Origin of the sequence: Pedobacter sp., from assembly GCF_045627485.1 — a bacterium.
In the GTDB taxonomy this organism is placed as follows: domain Bacteria; phylum Bacteroidota; class Bacteroidia; order Sphingobacteriales; family Sphingobacteriaceae; genus Pedobacter.
In genome coordinates this window covers 1-19554 of sequence record NZ_JAZQNU010000193.1, presented here as the reverse complement: position 1 = coordinate 19554, position 19554 = coordinate 1, and the positions used below count along the sequence as shown (strand labels likewise).

General features: G+C 42.1%; 15 protein-coding genes. 7 read left to right on the top strand and 8 right to left on the bottom strand.

Features of this window, described 5'->3' with window-relative positions:
- Window positions 1–83 precede the first annotated feature (83 nt).
- The 5 genes from ACR2F3_RS14730 to ACR2F3_RS14710 form a co-directional block, all read right to left on the bottom strand.
- Window positions 84–932 carry a PfkB family carbohydrate kinase gene (locus tag ACR2F3_RS14730; RefSeq protein WP_432710742.1) on the bottom strand — a complete coding sequence of 283 codons (849 nt, stop codon included), beginning with the start codon at window positions 930–932 and terminating at the stop codon, window positions 84–86.
- 34 nt (window positions 933–966) lie between these two features.
- On the bottom strand, window positions 967–5208 hold the full coding sequence (locus tag ACR2F3_RS14725) for a two-component regulator propeller domain-containing protein (protein ID WP_432710741.1): 4242 nt from the start codon (window positions 5206–5208) through the stop codon (window positions 967–969).
- 133 nt (window positions 5209–5341) lie between these two features.
- A complete protein-coding gene (locus ACR2F3_RS14720; protein ID WP_432710740.1) occupies window positions 5342–6490 on the bottom strand; it encodes a PepSY-associated TM helix domain-containing protein in 1149 nt (382 codons plus the stop codon).
- A gap of 17 nt (window positions 6491–6507) precedes the next feature.
- Entirely contained in the window at window positions 6508–7743 is a 1236-nt protein-coding gene (locus tag ACR2F3_RS14715; protein ID WP_432710739.1) for a DUF4374 domain-containing protein, read from the bottom strand.
- A gap of 17 nt (window positions 7744–7760) precedes the next feature.
- Entirely contained in the window at window positions 7761–10193 is a 2433-nt protein-coding gene (locus ACR2F3_RS14710) for a TonB-dependent receptor (protein WP_432710738.1), read from the bottom strand.
- A gap of 228 nt (window positions 10194–10421) precedes the next feature.
- Between ACR2F3_RS14710 and ACR2F3_RS14705 the strand changes: the two genes are divergently transcribed.
- Genes ACR2F3_RS14705 through ACR2F3_RS14695 form a run of 3 tightly spaced genes read left to right on the top strand, consistent with a single transcriptional unit; the run spans window position 10422 to window position 12406 of the window.
- The gene (locus tag ACR2F3_RS14705; RefSeq protein WP_432710737.1) at window positions 10422–11633 is read left to right on the top strand and encodes a PepSY-associated TM helix domain-containing protein; all 1212 of its coding nucleotides are present in this window, start codon (window positions 10422–10424) and stop codon (window positions 11631–11633) included.
- Window positions 11623–11829 (top strand): hypothetical protein, encoded by a 207-nt coding sequence (locus ACR2F3_RS14700; protein ID WP_432710736.1) that lies wholly within the window; start codon window positions 11623–11625, stop codon window positions 11827–11829. The genes ACR2F3_RS14705 and ACR2F3_RS14700 overlap by 11 nt, the downstream gene beginning before the upstream one ends.
- Window positions 11813–12406 (top strand): DUF4202 domain-containing protein, encoded by a 594-nt coding sequence (locus ACR2F3_RS14695; protein WP_432710735.1) that lies wholly within the window; start codon window positions 11813–11815, stop codon window positions 12404–12406. Before ACR2F3_RS14700 ends, ACR2F3_RS14695 begins: the two co-directional genes overlap by 17 nt.
- Window positions 12407–12412: 6 nt before the next feature.
- Here the strand turns inward: ACR2F3_RS14695 and ACR2F3_RS14690 are convergent, their stop codons facing one another.
- The 3 genes from ACR2F3_RS14690 to ACR2F3_RS14680 form a co-directional block, all read right to left on the bottom strand.
- Window positions 12413–12496, bottom strand: coding sequence for an LPXTG cell wall anchor domain-containing protein (locus ACR2F3_RS14690; RefSeq protein WP_432710743.1), 84 nt, complete (start codon window positions 12494–12496; stop codon window positions 12413–12415).
- An 89-nt stretch (window positions 12497–12585) separates the two neighbouring features.
- Window positions 12586–13398: an ion transporter gene (locus ACR2F3_RS14685; protein ID WP_432710734.1), complete on the bottom strand. Its 813-nt coding sequence runs from the start codon at window positions 13396–13398 to the stop codon at window positions 12586–12588.
- Between the two features lie 54 nt (window positions 13399–13452).
- The gene (locus tag ACR2F3_RS14680; protein ID WP_432710733.1) at window positions 13453–14475 is read right to left on the bottom strand and encodes a hypothetical protein; all 1023 of its coding nucleotides are present in this window, start codon (window positions 14473–14475) and stop codon (window positions 13453–13455) included.
- A 163-nt stretch (window positions 14476–14638) separates the two neighbouring features.
- On the opposite strand from ACR2F3_RS14680, the gene ACR2F3_RS14675 reads away from it, so the two are divergent.
- The 4 genes from ACR2F3_RS14675 to ACR2F3_RS14660 all read left to right on the top strand — a co-directional run.
- Window positions 14639–15334 carry a hypothetical protein gene (locus tag ACR2F3_RS14675; protein ID WP_432710732.1) on the top strand — a complete coding sequence of 232 codons (696 nt, stop codon included), beginning with the start codon at window positions 14639–14641 and terminating at the stop codon, window positions 15332–15334.
- 1 nt (window position 15335) lies between these two features.
- The gene (locus ACR2F3_RS14670) at window positions 15336–18107 is read left to right on the top strand and encodes a TonB-dependent receptor (protein WP_432710731.1); all 2772 of its coding nucleotides are present in this window, start codon (window positions 15336–15338) and stop codon (window positions 18105–18107) included.
- Between the two features lie 3 nt (window positions 18108–18110).
- Entirely contained in the window at window positions 18111–19298 is a 1188-nt protein-coding gene (locus tag ACR2F3_RS14665; RefSeq protein ID WP_432710730.1) for a DUF4249 domain-containing protein, read from the top strand.
- Between the two features lie 11 nt (window positions 19299–19309).
- The coding region (locus tag ACR2F3_RS14660; RefSeq protein WP_432710729.1) for a hypothetical protein at window positions 19310–19554 on the top strand (245 nt) is incomplete at its 3' end.

The window sequence follows — 19554 nt, the reverse complement described above, 5'->3', positions numbered from 1 at the left end:
GCTATTGAATCTGGATTTAGGGATAGTCAATGTAAAGGTTGACAATGGGCTTTCACTCTAACCGAATCAGCTTCGCCCAACGATCAACTGGAAAAAGGGTCACCTTTAAAAGGCCCAGCGGCTTCCATCTTTTTACTGGCTAAACGAGCCGCAAATGTACCTGCCTGCTTCACATCGGCTCCTTTGCAGCGTTGGTATAGGTAGCCAGCCATATAGGTGTCGCCGCAGCCGGTAGCATCGACAATGACTTGTGGCGGAAAGGCAGGGATGGTGTAAAATACGCCTTCAAAATAGATTAAGGAACCCTGGCTGCCATTGGTAATAATTACTTCTTTTACGCCCCAGTTGGCCACCATTCTGGCGCCTGTTCTCACATCAGTGCATCCGGTGAGTGCAGCAAGCTCCCCTTCGTCTGTTTTTAAAATATTAACATATTGCAGGGCCTCAATTTTTTCGGGCCAATCTCTTGGATAAACTTTCTGGTCGATTACTTCCCTGAGGTAGCCTTGTGCATCAAGGCTTATTTTGCCTTTGAGGGCCAACATTTTGATCAGCCCCACGGATATGTCATCGGGTAATAAGGGGCCTAAGTGAAAGATTTTTGACTGTATAGGAAGCAGGAAATCTTCGCAAAAGGGATCAGCTAATTGTAATACATTCTGTGTTCGGTAATCCTGATTTTCACTGTAAATGTTTTCAAATTTCACCGTATGTGCACTTTGTTGTACCACCACTTCTATCCCGTGGTCGCGGAGATCAGTCACATAGTTCATTTCTTCAGGAGCCAGTGCGGTTACCAGCAGATAATTTACATCGAGTTTACAGAACGGATAAGAAAAGTAATAGGCGGTACCTCCGGCCATATACATGGTTGAATTTGTGGTAACCACTTTGTCGGCCGTAACGTGCCCTATACAACAGATATCGATCATTTTAGAATATATTCTGCAAGTTAATATTTAGAAATTAAAATCTCTGCTGCTCATGGTGCCCTAAGGCCAGGTACTTGATGAGCAGTTCAATTTTGAAGGGCTTGGAAATGTATTGGTTCATCCCGGCTCGCTGGCAATTTTCCTGGTCTTCGATCATGGCATTAGCGGTCATCGCTATGATGAAGGGCTGCTCCATTCTCAAATCGGCCCGAATCCTGCGGGTGGTTTCCAGTCCGTCAAGTTTAGGCATCTGTATATCCATTAAAATTACATCACAAGTGTTCACGGCCAGGTAGGTTAACACCTCCTCCCCGTTTTCTACCAGTGCAGGATCATAACCCAGCTTGGTCAGAATTTTGTGGATTAACTTCTGGTTAATCAGGTTGTCTTCGGCTACGAGAATCTTTAAGGGATGCTGCTTGGCAAAATCCTCGCTGATGGTGGCTGCAGGTTTTTCTGCATATACGGTGGGATGTGCCTGGTGTTTAAGTTCGGTTTGAATGGCTTGATGTAGATAATGACGTTTTACCGGTTTCGTTAAAGTAGCATTAAATAAATGGGGATAGCTGTTACGTGTGGTATCATCAACCGAGCTAAGCAGGACAATGGCAAGCTGCGGGTAGGCTGTTTTAAGTTGTCTACTAAACTCAATACCATCCATGTCGGGCATCTGCATATCGGTAATCACCAGGTCTACCTGCAAACCTTGTTTTAGCATAGACAGGGCCGCAGCACCAGAACGCGCCAGTATAGCCTCCAAGCCCCAGTAGGCCAGTTGCGCATCCAGCACTTTAAGGTTGGTTTCATTGTCATCGACAATTAAAATACGTTTGCCGCTCACATCGGGCAGGCGACTGGCATCAATACGCTCTTGAGGAGGGATGTGGCAGGGGATGTGAAAACTAAAAACCGTGCCTTCCCCTACAGTGCTGGCTACCTTAATTTCACCACCCATTAACTTGATCAGCCTTTCGCTGATGGCCAGGCCAAGTCCTGTGCCTCCGTATTTTCGGGTGGTTGATGAATCCAGTTGAGAAAAAGGTTTAAATAAATTGTTTAGTTGTGTGGCTGAAATACCAATACCAGTATCCATCACTTCAAAAAATAAAGTAGCCACCTTCCCGGTTTCTGTACGCAGGCTTACATTTAAAAACACCTCACCTTTTGGGGTAAATTTTAAGGCATTGCCCACCAGATTAATCAGAATTTGTCGCAAGCGCATACTATCAGCGATCAGAAGCTCGGGAGCCTGGGGGTCAAGCTGGTAGATAAGGTCTATCTTTGCTGCCGCTGCTGCGGGACCAAACAGGTCTAGCACCTCTTCGATACACACCCTCAGGTTGAAATCATGCACATCCAATTCCATTTTTCCAGATTCGATCTTCGAAAAATCAAGGATGCCATTAATGATGTTTAACAGGGCCTCACCACTATGAATGATGGTGGTGGTATAATCGGCTTGTTCTGGGGTAAGTTTGGTGTCGTTAAGCAAGGATGCCATGCCTATTACGCCGTTCATTGGGGTGCGTATCTCATGACTCATAGTGGCCAGGAATACACTTTTTGCCTGGTTGGCTTGTTCGGCGGCTTTATGGGCAAGCTCTGCATCTTCACGTGCTTTTTGTTCCTGCAAACGTTGTTGTTCCAGGTCGTCATTTAAGCGTTGTAATATGGAGGTCTGGTCCTGCAGCTCTTCCGACTGCATCTGAATCTCTTCCGCAGTAGCCTGAAGTTCTTCTGATTGCTTTTGAATTTCCTGAGTTCTTTGCTCTACTAAACGTTCAAGCACCAATTTTTGAGCCCTGATGGTTCGGATCCGGTAGTGGTAAATGCCATACAATATCAGGGCGACCGTTGCCACTAGAAGTGATCTAAACCACCAGGTCATATAAAAAGGGGGCTTAATATCGATATGAATGGCAACGCCAGCATCATTCCAAATGCCATCGTTATTTGCGGCTTTAACCCTGAAAATATATTTTCCCGGATTGAGGTTGGTATAAGTTGCCTTGTTAACGGGGCCCGCCTCATTCCATTCTGTTTCAAAGCCCTCCAGCTTATAAGCATACCTGTTCTGTTCGGGAATGGTGAAATCAAGGGCAGCAAAAGTAAAGGTAAGAACAGACTGTTGATGATCCAGTTTCAGTGTGTCGCCATTGGCCATTGGGCCCTGTGATTGGTTGAATAACTGGAAGTCGGTAATGACTACAGGAGGGATGTTTTTATTTTCAGAGATGTCGTCAGGTCTAATGACGTTAAATCCGTTAATGCCACCCAGGTATAGTCCGCCGGTACTCGATATAAAACCAGCATTGAGGTAATATTCCTTGTTTTGCAAACCATTTTGCAGGCCATAGTTTTTAAATTTCCGAGTATCAGGGTGGAAACGGCTTACGCCATTGTTTGTGGTGAGCCATAAAAAGCCATAAGCATCTTCAGTGATGCTGTTGATGGTGTTGTTTGGCAGCCCATCTGAGGTGGTAAAATGACTGAAAGTTTTACTTTTTGGATGGTATTTGTTCAGTCCCCCACCCAGTGTGCCCACCCAAATAACACCTTTGCGATCTTCATGGATATTGTAAACGATATCGTTTGACAACTTACTATTTACCTTGTCGAGGTGACTGAAGGTTTTAGTTTTCGGATGATACACACTTATGCCTGCATTGTAGGTGGCTATCCAGATGTCGCCATTCCGGTGTTCATAAAAGTCACGGATCACGTCGTTGCCAATGCTATTATTATCCAGCTCATTGTGCTGGTAGACTGTAATTTTCTGCGTTGCCAGGTTTAGAACGTTTACACCCCCGCCATTGGTACCTATCCAAAGCTGGTTGTTGCTGTCTTCCATTAAGGCAAATACATGGTTATCGGTTAACCGAAAGTGACCCATGTTTTTGTTAAAACTCAGAAACTTTTTCGTAGCCGTGTTAAAAAGGTTTAAACCGCCTTCATAGGTGCCTATCCACAAATGATTATTGTTGTGTTTACTTTTTAAAAGGGTTATAACATGGTTACTCGACAGGGAATTGGGGTTTCCAGGCTCATTGACATAGCTGGTATAGGATTTGGTTTTTTTTTCAAATAGTTTGAGCCCTGATCGGTCAAGGCCGATCCACATATGGTCAGGTCCGGCATCGGCAAAAGAACTTACAATCTTGTAAGCTTCGCTTTCCCGGTTTTCATTAAGCTGTTTGTCAAAGAGCACCAAATTTTTATCATGTTTATTGATCCCTCCCAAATAAATGGAAACCCACATGATACCTACGTCATCTATGTAAATTTTACGTACAGAGCCCCTTGTTAAGCTGGATTTTTCTTTTGCCGAATTTGTGTGGCGTTTAAAACTGTTAGTTACAGGATTATAAAGATCTAAACCATTCTCTGTGCCAATCCATAACGTTCCGTTATTTAAGGCTGTTATGGTATAAGTCAGGTTATGGCCGAGGCTTTCTGGGTCATTAGGGTTATGTGAAAATGTTTGGAAGGTACCGGTCTGGGGATTAAACTTTTGGATGCCATCGCCCTTTGTAGCCAGCCACAGGTGTCCACGACCATCATCGGCGATCGAATGAATGTAATTATTGCTTGTTAAATTAGCTTTTGTGGCTTTTTGTAGAAATGTGGTAAATTTACCAGTATCAGCATGGTATAAGTTAAGTCCAAATCCTGTGCCCACCCACATACGGCCTTTTGTGTCTTTTATGATGGCGGTGATGTTGCTGTGGCTAAGGCTTCCGGCCTTGTTCGGCGCAGACATCACCCGGGTTATTCTGCGGGTCTTCAGGTTAAGCAGGTTCAGGTTTTTAAAGGTGCCCACCCATAGGTTGCCATTCTCATCTTCCTGTAGGGTAAAAACAAAATTGTCACTGATGGTTTGCGGATTGCTGAGGTCGCAATAATAATTGATAAATTTATTATTCTTTCGGTCGTAAAGACTTAGGCCTTCGTTAGTGCCCACCCACAAGTCACCATTTTTATCCTCATAGATCACGTTAATGGAGTTGCCGGAAATACTGCCAGGATCTCGGTCATCTTTATGATATATGGTAAATGTCTTGCCATCATATTTGTTCAAACCATCACCGGTTCCGAACCACATATAGCCTTCCTTATCTTTTAATATGGCATATACGGTGTTTTGAGATAAACCGTGGTCAGTATTGATATAGGTGAATTTCGTAGGGGATTGTCCGAAACCCTGCTGGTAGCTAAAGTTAACTGCACCAAGGAGGAGCAGATAGAGGGCGATGGTTGCTTGACGCATAAACGGCATTCAGAAGAGTTTATAATTGGTATTAGGCTAAGCTAATTAAATTATTGATAATATCGTGTAAATTAATACGTTGGGTATGGGGCCTCTTCGTCTAGCCTGTATTATTCGTTAAGTTTGATGGTTAGCAGCGCTGCTAAAACTTGAATTTATTCTTCTTTTTGATCCAGATAATAAAACCTGTAATTGGCAGGCTGGTACAGATGATACAAACCAGAAATGCGATAATTTTTGTCCAGATTCCACCAATGGAACCTACATGCAAATCATAATTGATGCGAAGTAATTGATCGCCGCCATTGGCAGCAGAGAATGCGGGTGGGCTGGCAAGAGGTTTAAGCGACCGTTGCTCATAATACTGGTACCTTTCGAGGTAACGGGTACCGGGTTTTGGGTTAATGCCTATGCCCCATGTACCCTCTTTTCCATAGGGATAGGAAACACTCAGGATTTGAGTTTTTATATCGGTGCCCTTGTTAATCAGGTCCTGGTACAGAATATCCTGTTCAGGTAATAAGTGTATTTGGTTGAGTGTGGTATCGGATACCGTTTTTTCATAACTTTGTTTTTTACCTCCGGAACCTACATAGTAAGTGGCGTCAGAAAACCACTTCATGCCATAAACCATGCCGGTAAGGCCAAATATCAGGGCAACAAGTAAGGAATAAAAGCCAAGCACATTGTGTAAGTCGTAATTTAATCTTCTAAAGCGTGCTTTTGTTTTAATATAAAAGCTGGCTTGCCTGGATGTCTTAGTCCACTTCCTTGGCCACCATAATACCAATCCGGAGATTAAAAGCAGCACAAAAATAAGGGTAGCATACGCCACAATGGGTTTCCCTATGGCACGAGGTAACCATAACTGATAATGTCCTTCAACCATAATCCGGTAGAAATCATCGTTTAGTCGCTGGTAATGTAATATATTGGCCGTGTAAGGGTTAATGTAAACGACAACTAAGTTTTTCCGGTCGCCGTAATAAGGAACAATTGCACTGCGGCCTGCGCCCTGATAAAATACACCTGCCACGGAGGGTAAGTTATACTTTTGTATAACTTTTTCGCTGAGTTGTGATGGTGCTAAAAAGGGGCGGTTTTCTTCCTTAACAGACTGATAAGGTTGAAATAATACGCGCAGTTCTTGTTCGAAAGTTAAAATCGCTCCAGTAAGACTAACTATAACAATGACGATTCCAGAAATCAGGCCCAGCCACAAATGTAGCCAGGCTGATATTCTGTAGAATAGCGATCGGGGGTGTTTCTTCTTTTTGCGGTAACCGATCATATTTTTAAAAGTGGTGCTTATTTTAATCTTGCAATGCCACCAAGGAATGTACCTTCAATCTCAGCACCTTTGGTTGCTGTTGCAGTAGCGATATCGGTCTGGTAGATATGGGTTACACCCTTATCGGAAATGGCCGAATACACTTTTCCGTCTTCTAATAAGGCAGCAAAACTTCTTCCACCTTCTCCTTTATAAACAGGTGCGTTTGCAACCCGGGTAATGGTTTTAGCATTTAAGTCTACAATAGCATATCTTAAATTATTGTCAGCCCATTTGTCGGTCAGAGTAGGCGCAACGGTAGTTACCGCAGCAAACAATTTGCCGTTGCCAATGTAAATAGCATGTGCAATTTTACCGCCATTTGGCGCTGCATCGGTATTAAAGTAGTAATCTTTATCAAACTCAGTCGTGCCGGCTTTGATTTTTAGGATCCCTGCTGGTTTAGTCGACTGGCTGTAACCATTGGCAAAACTACTGGTAGATACGGTAAACAAATCGCCACTCTCTGTTTTAAAAATACCCGATCTTGTATTGAATGCTCCAGAAGGACCAGTACGGGTGTCAGTAATTACTTTTTCTAATTTGAACCCCGGATAACTGTAAATAGCTACATAGTTGGCATCTGTGTTTTTAGTGTCGTAAGTAGTGTAATCAGCCGGATAAAAAGTTTGGAACAATTGGGCACCACGAACTTGCATGCCAGAATGGAAAAACCAATCCTGATTGCTTGGGTAAATAGTAGTCATGGGAACTTCTGCCTTGTTGCCTATAGTGTTAGTAGCGATGTCTACGGTATAGAATTTTGCATTCAACCCTTCAGTAGGGCTAACCGGGATAGAAACACCTACCATCGTTTTTCCAGTGCCATCTACATCAATGAATTCATTGTTTGCAATATCGAATGTTAATCCGGTTCTGGTTGTTAAGTTGTTTGTTGCATCAACAGTTATGGCATTAACGTCGGTAACACCTAACCCGCCTATGGTGTAAAATGTTGAACCGCCAAATGCATAATCACGGTACCCATCCTGTAGCAGGCCTTTACCTGTTACTGAAATTTTACCGGTCATTAAGTCACTTGCCTGGACTACATAATTAGTCGTAGCCGTTGATGTAGTAACGCCAATGCCTAGGGCGTACACCTTACCTTCGACAGGTAAAACAGGGTTGTTTTCATTTTTACTGCAGGATACCGCAGTAATTGCCAGGCCTGCAAAAAGCGTGGTTTTAAGTAGTTGTTTTAAGGAGTTCATAGTAATATGTTTTACTGTTATTGATTAATAAAATACCTGAGTTTTAAGAATACCGAGCGTCCCGGCTTTTGTAGTCTGTAGCTGTCAAAAAGATTATTGTCGGCCAGGTTTCTGCATTCAAGCGAGATGTTATATTTCCCTTGCTGTACAGCATAGTTGGCCATGATGTTATGGGCAATTTGTCTGGGTATGTCATCCTGGTTGTTCAGGCCAAGGTGATTAGGTGTTAAATAATATTTTTCTACGTAGTTGAGGCTGTAATTAAGACTTAATGCATTTTTTCCAGCGCCACCTTCGTTGAACGTATAACCCACATCAGCATTTCCAAATAAATAAGGCATGTTCGGAATCCGGTAGCCATAACCCAGGTTCGGTGAAACGGTTGTTCCCGTCAGGTTGGTGCTGGTCAGAAACTTCTCTTTATCAATAATGTTCTGGTAGGTCAGGTTCACACTTGCATGGAACTTGTTTTTCCAGTTATACCTGATTTCACCCTCCACGCCATTGGTAGTTACATTACCTATATTGATGTATTGCCTGTCCACTGGCTGTGCTTGTGCCTGATCCAATCTGATATAGTCTTCTGCATTTCTAAAGATATAATTGGCTTCCACACCAAATTGATGATCATTTTGCAGGTTAAAAGAGAATAGGGCACCAACGTTTAAATTGTTGCTGCTTTCAGGTTTTAAAGCCGGGTTTCTGCGTGTATATAAACCATCACCTAATAACTCTACAGCCTCTGGCATCCGATAGGTATGTTCGTATGAAGCTTTTGCCTGTAGTTGAGGTAAAATAAAATAAGCTCCTGCTACACCGTAACCTAATTTGCTTGTGCTTGTCGATAATGGCTGATAAGTAGCCACTGCAGTTCCATTAGGCACGCGCTCAAAGGAATTGGCATCTAATAGGTATAGCTTAGAGAATGCGGTAGCCGTGAATTTATCATATGTCGACTGCCAAGCCAATCCCATCACCTGTTTGTTTAGTTGCTGAGGGTATAAGAAAGTCACATTTTGCGGGTCTTCAACATCACTTGATTTCCTTCTGAAATCGGTCATCACGTAGTTATACGACAGCGCATGGTTTTCGTGAAGCTGATAAGCAAGGTTTGCTGTTATCAGTCCCTCTTTGTCTTTATTTTTTAATTGTGATCTGCTTAATTCAGCGGTGCTGGTAGGTATGGTTTCCTGTAGCCAGTTATATTTTAGGCGTGTGGTATCAATAAACCGATTCTCACCCATGTTATAGGCCGTGTACAGACTAAGGTCTAGTCCGTTGATAAATAAGTTTGATTTTTTGTATTTTAAGGTCGGTATCACTGAACTGGATTCAGCTGTTCTTCCTCCAAAAACCTGGTCCATGGTTACACCAGTTTGAATATCACGTTCGTTACCAGAAGCAATAACGCCAAACAACAATTTGTCGGCATATTTTTTTCCTGTTACGCCTAATTCCAACTGTACAGTTGCCGATTCGTAGCCATCATGAAAACGGTTAACCTCCTGTTCCGGCCCTCTTTGTCCGGCCTGTGGTCCTATGAGGGCTATTGGCCTGATATTAACCTTATAGTTGTTGTCAGAGAAATTGTAAAAGGCATTTGTACGTACAGTAAAGCCCGTTTTGGCATGGGTGTAAGCGTAGTTTAATGAGGCTTTATGCGTGTTAAAAGACCCGTATCCGTAAGAAATATCGGTAAAGTTAGGGTTACTGCGGCTCACCAGATTGATTGCCCCGCCCAGTGCATCGGCACCTAAGCTAATTGGAAGTACACCTTTATAAACCTCAACTCTTTCGGCCATGTTTACAGGGAAATTATTGAGGGCAAGAGATGACCCAAAATTATCCATTGGAATACCATCCAGAAAGAACTTAACCTGCTTACCGGAGAATCCATTTAGCGAAAAGCTGAAATTAGAACCTAAACCCCCGTCTTCCCGAATACGTACACCAGAGGTTTTATTGAGTGCCTGGTTTAAATCCGCAGATGTATTATATAATTGTTTGGCATCTATCACATTAACGTTAAAAGCTTGCTCCTTTTTTTCTCTTACCTGTGTTTTTCCCTGTACTTGCAGTTCTTTAAGGTCGTTATCGCTGTTTCCAAGTGTAATTGTGCCAAGTGAAAGTTCTTTGCCTTGTTCTATCGTAACTTTAATGCTTTTCCTGTTATGTCCAACCAGGCTTACCCACAATTCATAATTTCCCGGGGCTGCGGATATGATAAATTCGCCGTTGGAGTTTGTCGTCACGTTAATAGTTGTTCCTTTCAGACTCACTATCGCGTTCTCCAGGGCCATGTTTTCATTATCTGTTATTTTACCATAAACAGTTCCTTGTAATTGCTGGGCATGCGATAAAAACACATGGCATAGTAATAAAACGAATACAAAAGATGAAGCCGTGTATTTGCTGATGTTATATTTCAAATTAGAGTTGGTAAAAGCCATATTTTATTATTGAAATTCTGTGACCGGGATGACAGTTCTTCGGGCATGCAATGATACGGTTTTTATATTAATTAGAATTAATCTAAATAGAAATTATAAAAATTAAAAGATCTTGTTGTCAAAAAAATCCCTGTAATAGGTTGATAATTAATGATTTTTGGAAACTGATCTGTATATTGGTGTTTAGAACGATTTTAAATAACTACATTCGTTGCCAATAATCGCATCATGACTTCAGATGTGAATGGTAGTTTTATAATGATGATGAAAGCACAAACAATCAAATCCTGGTTTAATATTCATAAGTGGTCGAGCCTGATATGTACCCTGTTTTTATTGATGTTGTGCATCACCGGTTTGCCATTAATTTTTACGCACGAGATTAATGATTACCTGGGTTTTGGAACAGAACCACCAGCAATTCCTGGGGCTAATAAGAGTTTAAATAAGGACGTTATCCTGCAGGCTGCTTTAGCAGAGAAGCCTGGGAAAGTAATTAAATATATATTTTGGGATGTGAAAGAACATCCTTACCAGATGTTTCTTACCCTGGCCGATTCTACGGAAGCGCCTATAGAAGAAGACCACTACCTAACCATGGATGTGCGAACGGCTAAAGTTCTGGATGCCATACCTAACGATTTAAATTTTATGCGCGTCATGTATAACCTGCACGTAGAGATGTTTGCGGGTTTACCAGGCAAGTTATTTCTCGGGTTAATGGGGGTTATCTATGTCATGGCCATTGTTTCGGGTGTAGTGTTGTATGCGCCGATTATGAAACGTTTTAATTTTGGGATGATCCGTACAGAAAAGTCTAACCGCGTCCGATGGTTGGATATGCACAATATGCTCGGGATTGTTACCCTGGCTTGGGTTACTGTGGTTGGGTTAACTGGCGTCATTAATACCCTTGCGGATCCTGCATTAGAGCTATGGCGAGAAGGACAGTTGGCCGAAATGGTAGCGGAATACAAAGATAAACCTGCTGTAAAGGGCAATTTGGTGTCTATTGAGGATGCAGTAGCACAGGCCAAAAAAGCAGCCCCTGATTTAGACGTATCTTTTTTTGCTTACCCGGGTACGATGTTTTCTAGTAAACACCATTATGCGGTGTACATGATTGGAACAACACCTTTAACCTCTCGTATTTCACAACCCGCATTGATCGATGCCAGCACAGGGGAACTGACAGACATGAGGCCGATGCCCTGGTATTTAAATGCCATTAATCTCTCGCAACCCTTTCATTTTGGCGATTATGGGGGCATTCCCTTAAAAATTATTTGGGCGGTTTTCGACATAGCCGCTATCATTGTATTGATCTCAGGGCTTTACCTATGGTTTGCCCGGCGTAAAGCTAAAGCGGCACAATTAGCAAGATTTTTAGAAAATAACGAATCGATGGCCCTATCAACACATCCAGAAAATGTCAATTAAAAACAATGAATTTCTTAAACTCTGGGGCATGCCGATCTGGATGGCTGTGATTACGTTAATCGGATTAATCTCAGCCATTCTGGGTACCGGATTTTGGCATGTTTTATCCTGGATCGTGTTAACCATCCCGGTGTACATCATGATCAAACACGGAAAAAAATTCTTTAAAAGCAAAACACATGGACCAAACGGATAGACTAACGATTGCCCTTGCTAAATTTGATGCCTACAATCAAAAGGATCCTCATCGTATCGTATGGGAAGGTGAAACCTACTCCAGAGAATATTTCCTGGCCTTGAAATTACATGAATGGGTATTGAAAATCAAACCTGAAGCCAGCGAAGCCCTGGTGCTAGCCTCCCGGGCTCAGCATATTGGACGATGGGAAATTCCGCGCGACAGTTATGCGCCAGGTAGGGAGCCCTACCTGAAATGGCGGCGTGACCTGGCACATTACCATGCGCAACTTGCAGGCGAAATGTTAAAGGATTCGGGTTACCACGAGCAGGAGATCAGCCGGGTGCAGGAAATTATCCTAAAGAAAAAGATAAAGGTAGATAGCGATGTTCAAACCATGGAAAACGCGCTTTGTCTGGTTTTTCTGGCCTTCCAATACGAAGACTTCCATCCCTTACATGATCAGGAGAAAGTAGTAAATATCCTACGAAAGTCCTTGCTGAAAATGGACCAAACCGGCCATCAGTTTGCCTTAACCCTAGACTATTCGCCTCAGGGACAAAGTTATATTGAAGAAGCGCTAAGCCAGCTATAGTAACAGCTATTCTTCTTTTTTCTTTTTATAAAGCACAAAACCTGCAATAAGGGCAACGAACAAAATGCCGACAACGATAGGTATAATCATAATAGTGAATGTTTTGATACTTAAGAAAAACAAAACTTGAGACATTTAGTTCCTGAATGAACTACGGAAAATAGTTGCGTGTATTACCGTTATATAAGCGGGATGCCGCAATTAGCGCAGAATTTATCACGTGAGGTATGAATAGCGGCCTTGCAGGCAGGGCATCTGGCTTTAGCCTCTTCAGTTGCTCTCGCCATTTCTACCGATACGATACCTGTAGGCACCGCAATTATACCATAACCAATTATCATCAGAATACTCGCCAAAAACTGTCCCAGGGGGCTTTGTGGCGATATGTCTCCGTAACCTACCGTAGTAATGGTAACGATAGCCCAATAGACAGAAACAGGTATACTGGTAAATCCGCTATCATTTCCTTCAATGATATACATTAATGTTCCGATGATGATGACCAATGTCACTACGCTAGCCACAAAAACCGTTATTTTATGTAAACTCGCTTTGAGAGCACTGGTTAAAATATGTCCTTCAGACATAAACCTGTTAAGCTTTAGTATTCGGAAGACCCTCAATAACCTGAAAGCACGAATAACGATCAGGTAATGGGTGCCGGTAAACAGTAAGCTTAAATAAGTAGGTAAAATAGCGAGTAAATCAATGATCCCTAGGAAACTAAAAATGTACTTTAATGGTTTATCGCTACAATAAATGCGTAAAGCATACTCAAGGGTAAAACACACGGTAAAAATCCATTCCGCAATACTGATATAGGGGCCATAAGCATTCCTGATCCTGGCTACGCTCTCCATAAAAACACTTGCAATACTTAACAGGATAAGCACCAGTAGGATGATGTCAAATATTTTGCCGGATCGCGTATCAGACCTGAAGACTACCGTATAGATTTTTCTGCGTAGCAGGTCGTTTTCTCTTGTAGCCATGAGTTATGGAATTTTCTAAGCACTAAAGTACCATTTTCAACACAATTTCAGGCATCAGTTTCTTTGCAGCATATTATCAATCTTTGCATTCCACTTGTCCTGGGCCTGGCGGTTCATGCCATGGCTGGTCTCCTGATCATAGGAGGTTTGCATAGTGTGATGATCACGCAAAGAATCCAGGTACTGCATGCTAAGGAAAGCTTCAAACGTATCGGGTGTCAGTTTAGCGTCAAGTACCTTTTGCTTAAACTGATTGGCAATAATTTTGGCTATGTCAAAGTGCCTTTGTTCATGGTTTAACGTATAGTCATTTTTATTGCCCTCGTTTACCCAGGCGGCACTTTTGGGCAGGAAAGCTTTCATGGCAATGTCTACCAGGATTACACCTTTTACCATTTTTGCTTCTTGCACATAACCAATGCTTGGGAAGACCACGGCACCGTAATTTCCCCTGGGTTTGTTTCTCGATTGGAAGTCATTAAAGGTTAAAGGCCGGTTGCGCGCGTAATAAATAGTATCTCCTTCGGGCAGCTCTTTGTAATCGGTAAAGTTAAACTTTACAGCAGTAGCCAATTTCTTGTTTACGGGCTCGTTGTCTTTCACCCAGTCGTTAAAATAACTTAAGGAGGCAGTTATTAAAGGTCGAATATAGCGCTCAATACTTGTTTTGTCCCCTTGATTTCTTTTGAATTTTAAACCTCCTCGGTAATCTACCAGGTGCTCAAATCCGTAATCCTTTTTCAATCCAAAGGATAATTGCAATTGAACCTGCCCATCCGTTTTACCTTCTTTATTATTGGTTTCAGTTAAATGCAATTCCTTAATCTTAATGATCACTGGTCGTTTAGTTACCTGACGGGGAAGGTTACGTTTAAGGTAGTTGTATAAGGATGTTGCTCCGCCACCCTGTAGGTCTTTACCCTGGATGGCTGTTTTGTTGTTCCGTTCATCTTCCACGCCTGCGATATAAAAGCCCGCCGGTGTAAGTGGTATAGGTTCATCCTGCAAGATCACTTGCCCGAAAAGAGGCAAGGAAAACAACAGCAACAGGGGGAAAAAGAAAAAGGTTTTTGTCATAGTCAACATCGGCTAACGTGGCGTATATAGCTGTAGTATAAAAATGCCTTATGATTTAGGTAACATTTAAGATACTAGTGACTAGCAATAAAATAAACAAGTACTTTCACTCTACGTACTCCCACCTAAAATTTCTTTAATTGTTCTCAGTTTCAACGCATTTATGAGCAATATTTTACCTGCAGTTTTTAAACTTGGATTGATGTGGATGTTGTTGTGCACTACTGCCAGTGCACAGCAGACTGATTTCCATAAAGCGCTGGAACAACAATCCGGAATCTATAACGGAAGAGAGTTTGAGTTTTATCACCCCTCCATAGAGGGTAGTGCTTTTTTTCAGGATGCCACTTTTTTTAATAACGGTTCCATCGTTTATGGTGGTTTTGAATATCACGATGTTCCCTTGATGTATGATATGCATAAGGACCTGGTGGTTGGTCTTTATCATGACGGTTATTCGAAATACAGCCTCATTAGTGAACAGGTGAGTGAATTTAAACTTTTGGGGCATCACTTTGTGCGAATCGCCAAAGATAGCACCACTACTGCTATCAACACTGGTTTTTATGACCAGATTTATGACGGGAAGCTAAAGGTTCTGGTTAAAAGGTACCGGGAACTTAAAGAAGAATCCAGTATTCAGGACCTTAAAAACATCTTTAGGGCCAACAATAAATATTATATAAAACGAGATCAGCAGTATTTTAACGTGGGTAGTAAAAAGGCTTTTATGAAATTATTTAAGGAAAGAAAAAGCCAATTGCAACGCGTATTAAAAGATGCTAATGTCACTTTCCGTAAAGAACCTGAGCGTGCATTGGTGCTTTTAGCTACTACTTATGATAACCCATCAAATTGATATGAGGTCATTTAAATTATTGCTTTCCCTACTCTTCATTTTACCAGTTCAAATGCTTTTTGCTCAGCAAGCCGACAGCTTGTTATTCAGTGTCAATTACCAACAGACACCTATAAAAGATGTGGTAAATGACCTGGAAGCCAAGACTGGCTATCAATTTTTCTATGACCCTGCAGTAATGGACAGCCTTCAGGTTAGCCTGACGGTCAATCAAAAGGCCTTATCCCAAATTTTAGATCAGGTATTGCCGAAAGGGCTTTATTTTTATGCCATCAGCAAAAATAAAGAGGTATTTTTAACCAAAGGAAAAGCCATCAGAACAGAACTGGCTGCGGCCTATTATCCAGATGCGGCTAACAGACCAAAGCCTGAAAAGGCAGTAGAGACAGGTTTTTACGATCAGAAAGCTGATGCCGTTCCGGAAGCCACCATCGAGAATAAGGTCTATGAAGTAGGCATAAAAACCAATGCCATTACACCGGGGCAAGCCACCATGGCCGGTTACCTGCGCGATATGAAGTCGGGCGAACCTGTGATCGGTGCAAATATCTTTGTAGTCGGTTCCAAGGTCACGGCTGTATCCGGTGCATTTGGCTTCTACTCCATCACACTACCCCGTGGACCTCACCGCTTGCTGATTAAAGCGGCTAACTTGCGGGATACCAGGCGACAAATAATCCTGTATTCAGATGGGAAGTTGAACATCGAATTGCAGGAGCATATTTTATCCCTTCGGGAAGTGAAGATCTCGACCGAAAAAGTGGCCAATGTAAAAAGCCTGGAAATGGGTGTAAACAAACTTGATATCAGGAGCATCAAACAGGTGCCTTCTGCATTTGGTGAAGCCGATATCCTGAAGGTCGTATTAACTCTGCCTGGTGTACAATCGGTTGGTGAAGCCAGTTCTGGTTTCAATGTGAGGGGTGGTTCTTCAGATCAAAACCTGATCCTGCTTAACGACGCCACCATTTATAACCCCTCACATTTCTTTGGTTTCTTTTCCGCCTTTAACCCTGATATCGTCAAAGATGTGCAGTTATTTAAAAACAGCATCCCTGAACGCTTCGGCGGACGATTATCGTCTGTACTGGAAGTGACCAATCGCGAAGGCAATAAAAAGAAATTTACGGGTACCGCTGGTATTGGTTTAATCACCAGCAGGTTTAATATCGAAGGGCCAATAGATAGCAATAAAACATCATTTATATTAGGCGGCAGAACCACCTATTCTAACTGGTTAATGGATCTGCTTCCAGACAGTTATAAAAATAGCAGGGCTTCATTCACTGATGTTAACCTTGGGATCAGCCACCAGGTTAACGAGAAAAACAATATCTACCTTTCTGGATATTACAGTACCGATAACTTTAAACTCAACAGCGATACTACATATGGTTACAACAATAAAAATGCATCCATCAAGTGGAAACGAGTGTTTAACAATAAATTCATTGGGGTAGCATCGGCAGGTTTCGACCGGTATGGCTATGACATCAATAGCGATGTCAATCCGGTTAATGCCTATGATCTAAGTTTTAACATTAAACAGTACAACTTTAAAACAGATTTTACTTATTACCTGGATAGTAAGCATACCTTAAACTTCGGGTTAAGCAGCATTTATTATAAACTACAACCCGGCAGTTTTCAGCCCATTGGTAATGAATCTTTAGTCATACCAGATAAAGTAGCCGATGAACAAGCCCTGGAAAGTGCAATCTATTTCGGTGATAAGTTTGATATCACCGATAAATTGTCTGTGAGTGGTGGTATTCGTTATTCCCTGTTTAATTTTCTGGGCCCGAATACCGTGAGCAACTATGCACCAAACCTTCCAAAAACGGATCTCAACCTGATCGATACCACTGGTTTTGGTCAGCATGCGTTGATTAAAACCTATCACGGTCCGGAATACCGTTTGTCGGCCCGTTATAATTTTACGGATAACTTCTCTGTAAAAGCGGCTTACAACACCTTGAGGCAATACATTCATTTGTTGTCAAATACTACCGCTATTGCACCAACCGATATCTGGAAATTAAGCGATCCAAATATCAAACCTCAATATGGAAACCAGGCATCCCTGGGCCTATACAAGAACTTTAAAAACAATACGATAGAAACATCGGTAGAGGTCTACTATAAAAAACTGAAAGATTACCTGGATTACAAAAGCGGGGCGAATCTAGTAATGAACCACAACATTGAAAGGGATGTAGTGAATACCCAGGGCAAGGCTTATGGTGTAGAATTCTTTGTTAAAAAGAGCACAGGAAAACTAAATGGCTGGATGAGTTATACCTACTCCCGTACATTTTTGAAGTTTGATGATCCTACAGTAGGAGTAGCGATCAATAGAGGTGAATATTATCCGGCTAATTACGATAAACCACATGCCTTTAATTTTACCGGCAATTACAGGTTTTCTCATCGCTTTAGCACCTCCCTGAATGTTACCTATAGCACCGGGAGGCCAATTACGCTTCCAATTGCCAAATACTACTACGCCGGTGCTGAGCGTGTTTATTATGTTGACCGGAATGCTTACCGCATACCTGATTACTTTAGAACGGATTTCTCTATTAATATCGACGGGAACCATAAGGTTCACCAACGTACACATAATTCATGGACAGTTGGGGTATATAACCTCACGGGCCGTCATAATGTTTATTCTGTTTACTTCGATAATGAAGCAGGTTCTATCAAGGGATATCAGCTCTCTATTTTTGCCAATGCCATACCTTTTATTAATTACAACATCAGATTTTAACCTATGAGATTTTTAAAAATAGGCTGCCTGTTCTTCTGTTTGGCTGTGGGAAACACCAGCTGCAGGAAACCATATGAACCGCCTGTAGAGACCATAAATAGTAATTTCCTTGTGGTGGAAGGATTAATTAATACCGGAAAGGATTCAACGGTAATTAAACTGAGTCGCACGGTTCCAATCGCTGAAAAAGGGACTTTGAAACCGGAACTGCGGGCACAGTTGGTAGTTGAAAGTGAAAGCAATGCCACTTATCCTTTGAGGGAACTAAAAGGGGGTACATATGGTGCAGCACCGTTAAACCTTGATCCTAACCAGAAATACAGGTTAAGGATTACTACCACTAATGGAAGTAGCTACCTTTCAGATTTTGTAGAATCTAAAGTATCGCCACTGATTGACAGCATTAGCTGGGTGGTGAAAGATGATGGCGTGCAGATTTACAGCAATACCCATGATGATGCTAAAAAATCTGTTTATTACCGTTGGGAATATGAAGAATCCTGGCAATTTACCTCGCAATATTCAGCATCGTTTATTGCTGAAGTTGATGGCGTAAAACTTCGCAATCCTGAAACCCAAGACATATACCGTTGCTGGGGTAACAATAACGCCAGTACCATCGTGCTTGGCTCTTCCGAGAAGTTAGAGGAAGATGTCATTCATCTTAATCCGATTACATTTATCCGTTCCGACTCAGAAAAAGTGATGACTAAATACAGCATTCTGGTTAAACAGTACGCCTTAACCAAGGAAGCTTTTGATTTCTGGCAAAGCCTGAAGAAGAACACGGAAAGCCTGGGCTCTATTTTCGACGCACAGCCTTCGCAATTAACAGGAAACATCAAAAACGTCGATAACCCTGCAGAGCCGGTATTAGGTTACTTGTCGGCCGGTACGGTAAGCCAGAAAAGAATATTTATAGCAGAGCGGGAACTGCCAAACTGGAGAACAGCTTATCCTTATGCTTGCAATCCATTAGACACTATATGGCTGGACGGCAGGCCGGGCATACCCAAAGTCCCTAAAGGGGAGACACAAAAATATTTTTGGGAAAAGACACTGAATATGATACCTGTTGATGCCATAGTAAGTCCTCAAAGCGGCACCGTACTCGCTTATTTGGGGGCTTCAGTGCCATGTGCAGACTGCACAATTAGAGGAACAAATAAAAGGCCCGAATACTGGCAATAAGAAATAACAATATGAATAAGCCCTGGTATAAATTGTGTTTACTAGCCTTTTTATTGGTACTGCTTCCTTTTATGGGGAAAGCACAGGTATTAGAAAGCATAAAGCAATCATTTAACCTCCATAATCAAACGGTGCCGAAGGAGAAGCTCTATGTGCATACCGATAAAGAATTTTACCTCACCGGTGAACTGTTGTGGTTTAAAGTCTATGAACAACGGGATGGGGCATCGGACATGTTTAGCCAGGTCGTGTATGT

What these genes read in the sequence shown, in the direction of transcription:
- ACR2F3_RS14725 (WP_432710741.1), bottom strand. Translation starts at nt 5,208, where the DNA reads ATGCCGTTTATGCGTCAAGCAACCATCGCCCTCTATCTGCTCCTCCTT.
- ACR2F3_RS14720 (WP_432710740.1), bottom strand. Translation starts at nt 6,490, where the DNA reads ATGATCGGTTACCGCAAAAAGAAGAAACACCCCCGATCGCTATTCTAC.
- ACR2F3_RS14685 (WP_432710734.1), bottom strand. Translation starts at nt 13,398, where the DNA reads ATGGCTACAAGAGAAAACGACCTGCTACGCAGAAAAATCTATACGGTA.
- ACR2F3_RS14700 (WP_432710736.1), top strand. Translation starts at nt 11,623, where the DNA reads ATGTCAATTAAAAACAATGAATTTCTTAAACTCTGGGGCATGCCGATC.
- ACR2F3_RS14670 (WP_432710731.1), top strand. Translation starts at nt 15,336, where the DNA reads ATGAGGTCATTTAAATTATTGCTTTCCCTACTCTTCATTTTACCAGTT.
- ACR2F3_RS14730 (WP_432710742.1), bottom strand. Translation starts at nt 932, where the DNA reads ATGATCGATATCTGTTGTATAGGGCACGTTACGGCCGACAAAGTGGTT.
- ACR2F3_RS14690 (WP_432710743.1), bottom strand. Translation starts at nt 12,496, where the DNA reads ATGATTATACCTATCGTTGTCGGCATTTTGTTCGTTGCCCTTATTGCA.
- ACR2F3_RS14675 (WP_432710732.1), top strand. Translation starts at nt 14,639, where the DNA reads ATGAGCAATATTTTACCTGCAGTTTTTAAACTTGGATTGATGTGGATG.
- ACR2F3_RS14665 (WP_432710730.1), top strand. Translation starts at nt 18,111, where the DNA reads ATGAGATTTTTAAAAATAGGCTGCCTGTTCTTCTGTTTGGCTGTGGGA.
- ACR2F3_RS14680 (WP_432710733.1), bottom strand. Translation starts at nt 14,475, where the DNA reads ATGACAAAAACCTTTTTCTTTTTCCCCCTGTTGCTGTTGTTTTCCTTG.
- ACR2F3_RS14705 (WP_432710737.1), top strand. Translation starts at nt 10,422, where the DNA reads ATGACTTCAGATGTGAATGGTAGTTTTATAATGATGATGAAAGCACAA.
- ACR2F3_RS14715 (WP_432710739.1), bottom strand. Translation starts at nt 7,743, where the DNA reads ATGAACTCCTTAAAACAACTACTTAAAACCACGCTTTTTGCAGGCCTG.
- ACR2F3_RS14710 (WP_432710738.1), bottom strand. Translation starts at nt 10,193, where the DNA reads ATGGCTTTTACCAACTCTAATTTGAAATATAACATCAGCAAATACACG.
- ACR2F3_RS14695 (WP_432710735.1), top strand. Translation starts at nt 11,813, where the DNA reads ATGGACCAAACGGATAGACTAACGATTGCCCTTGCTAAATTTGATGCC.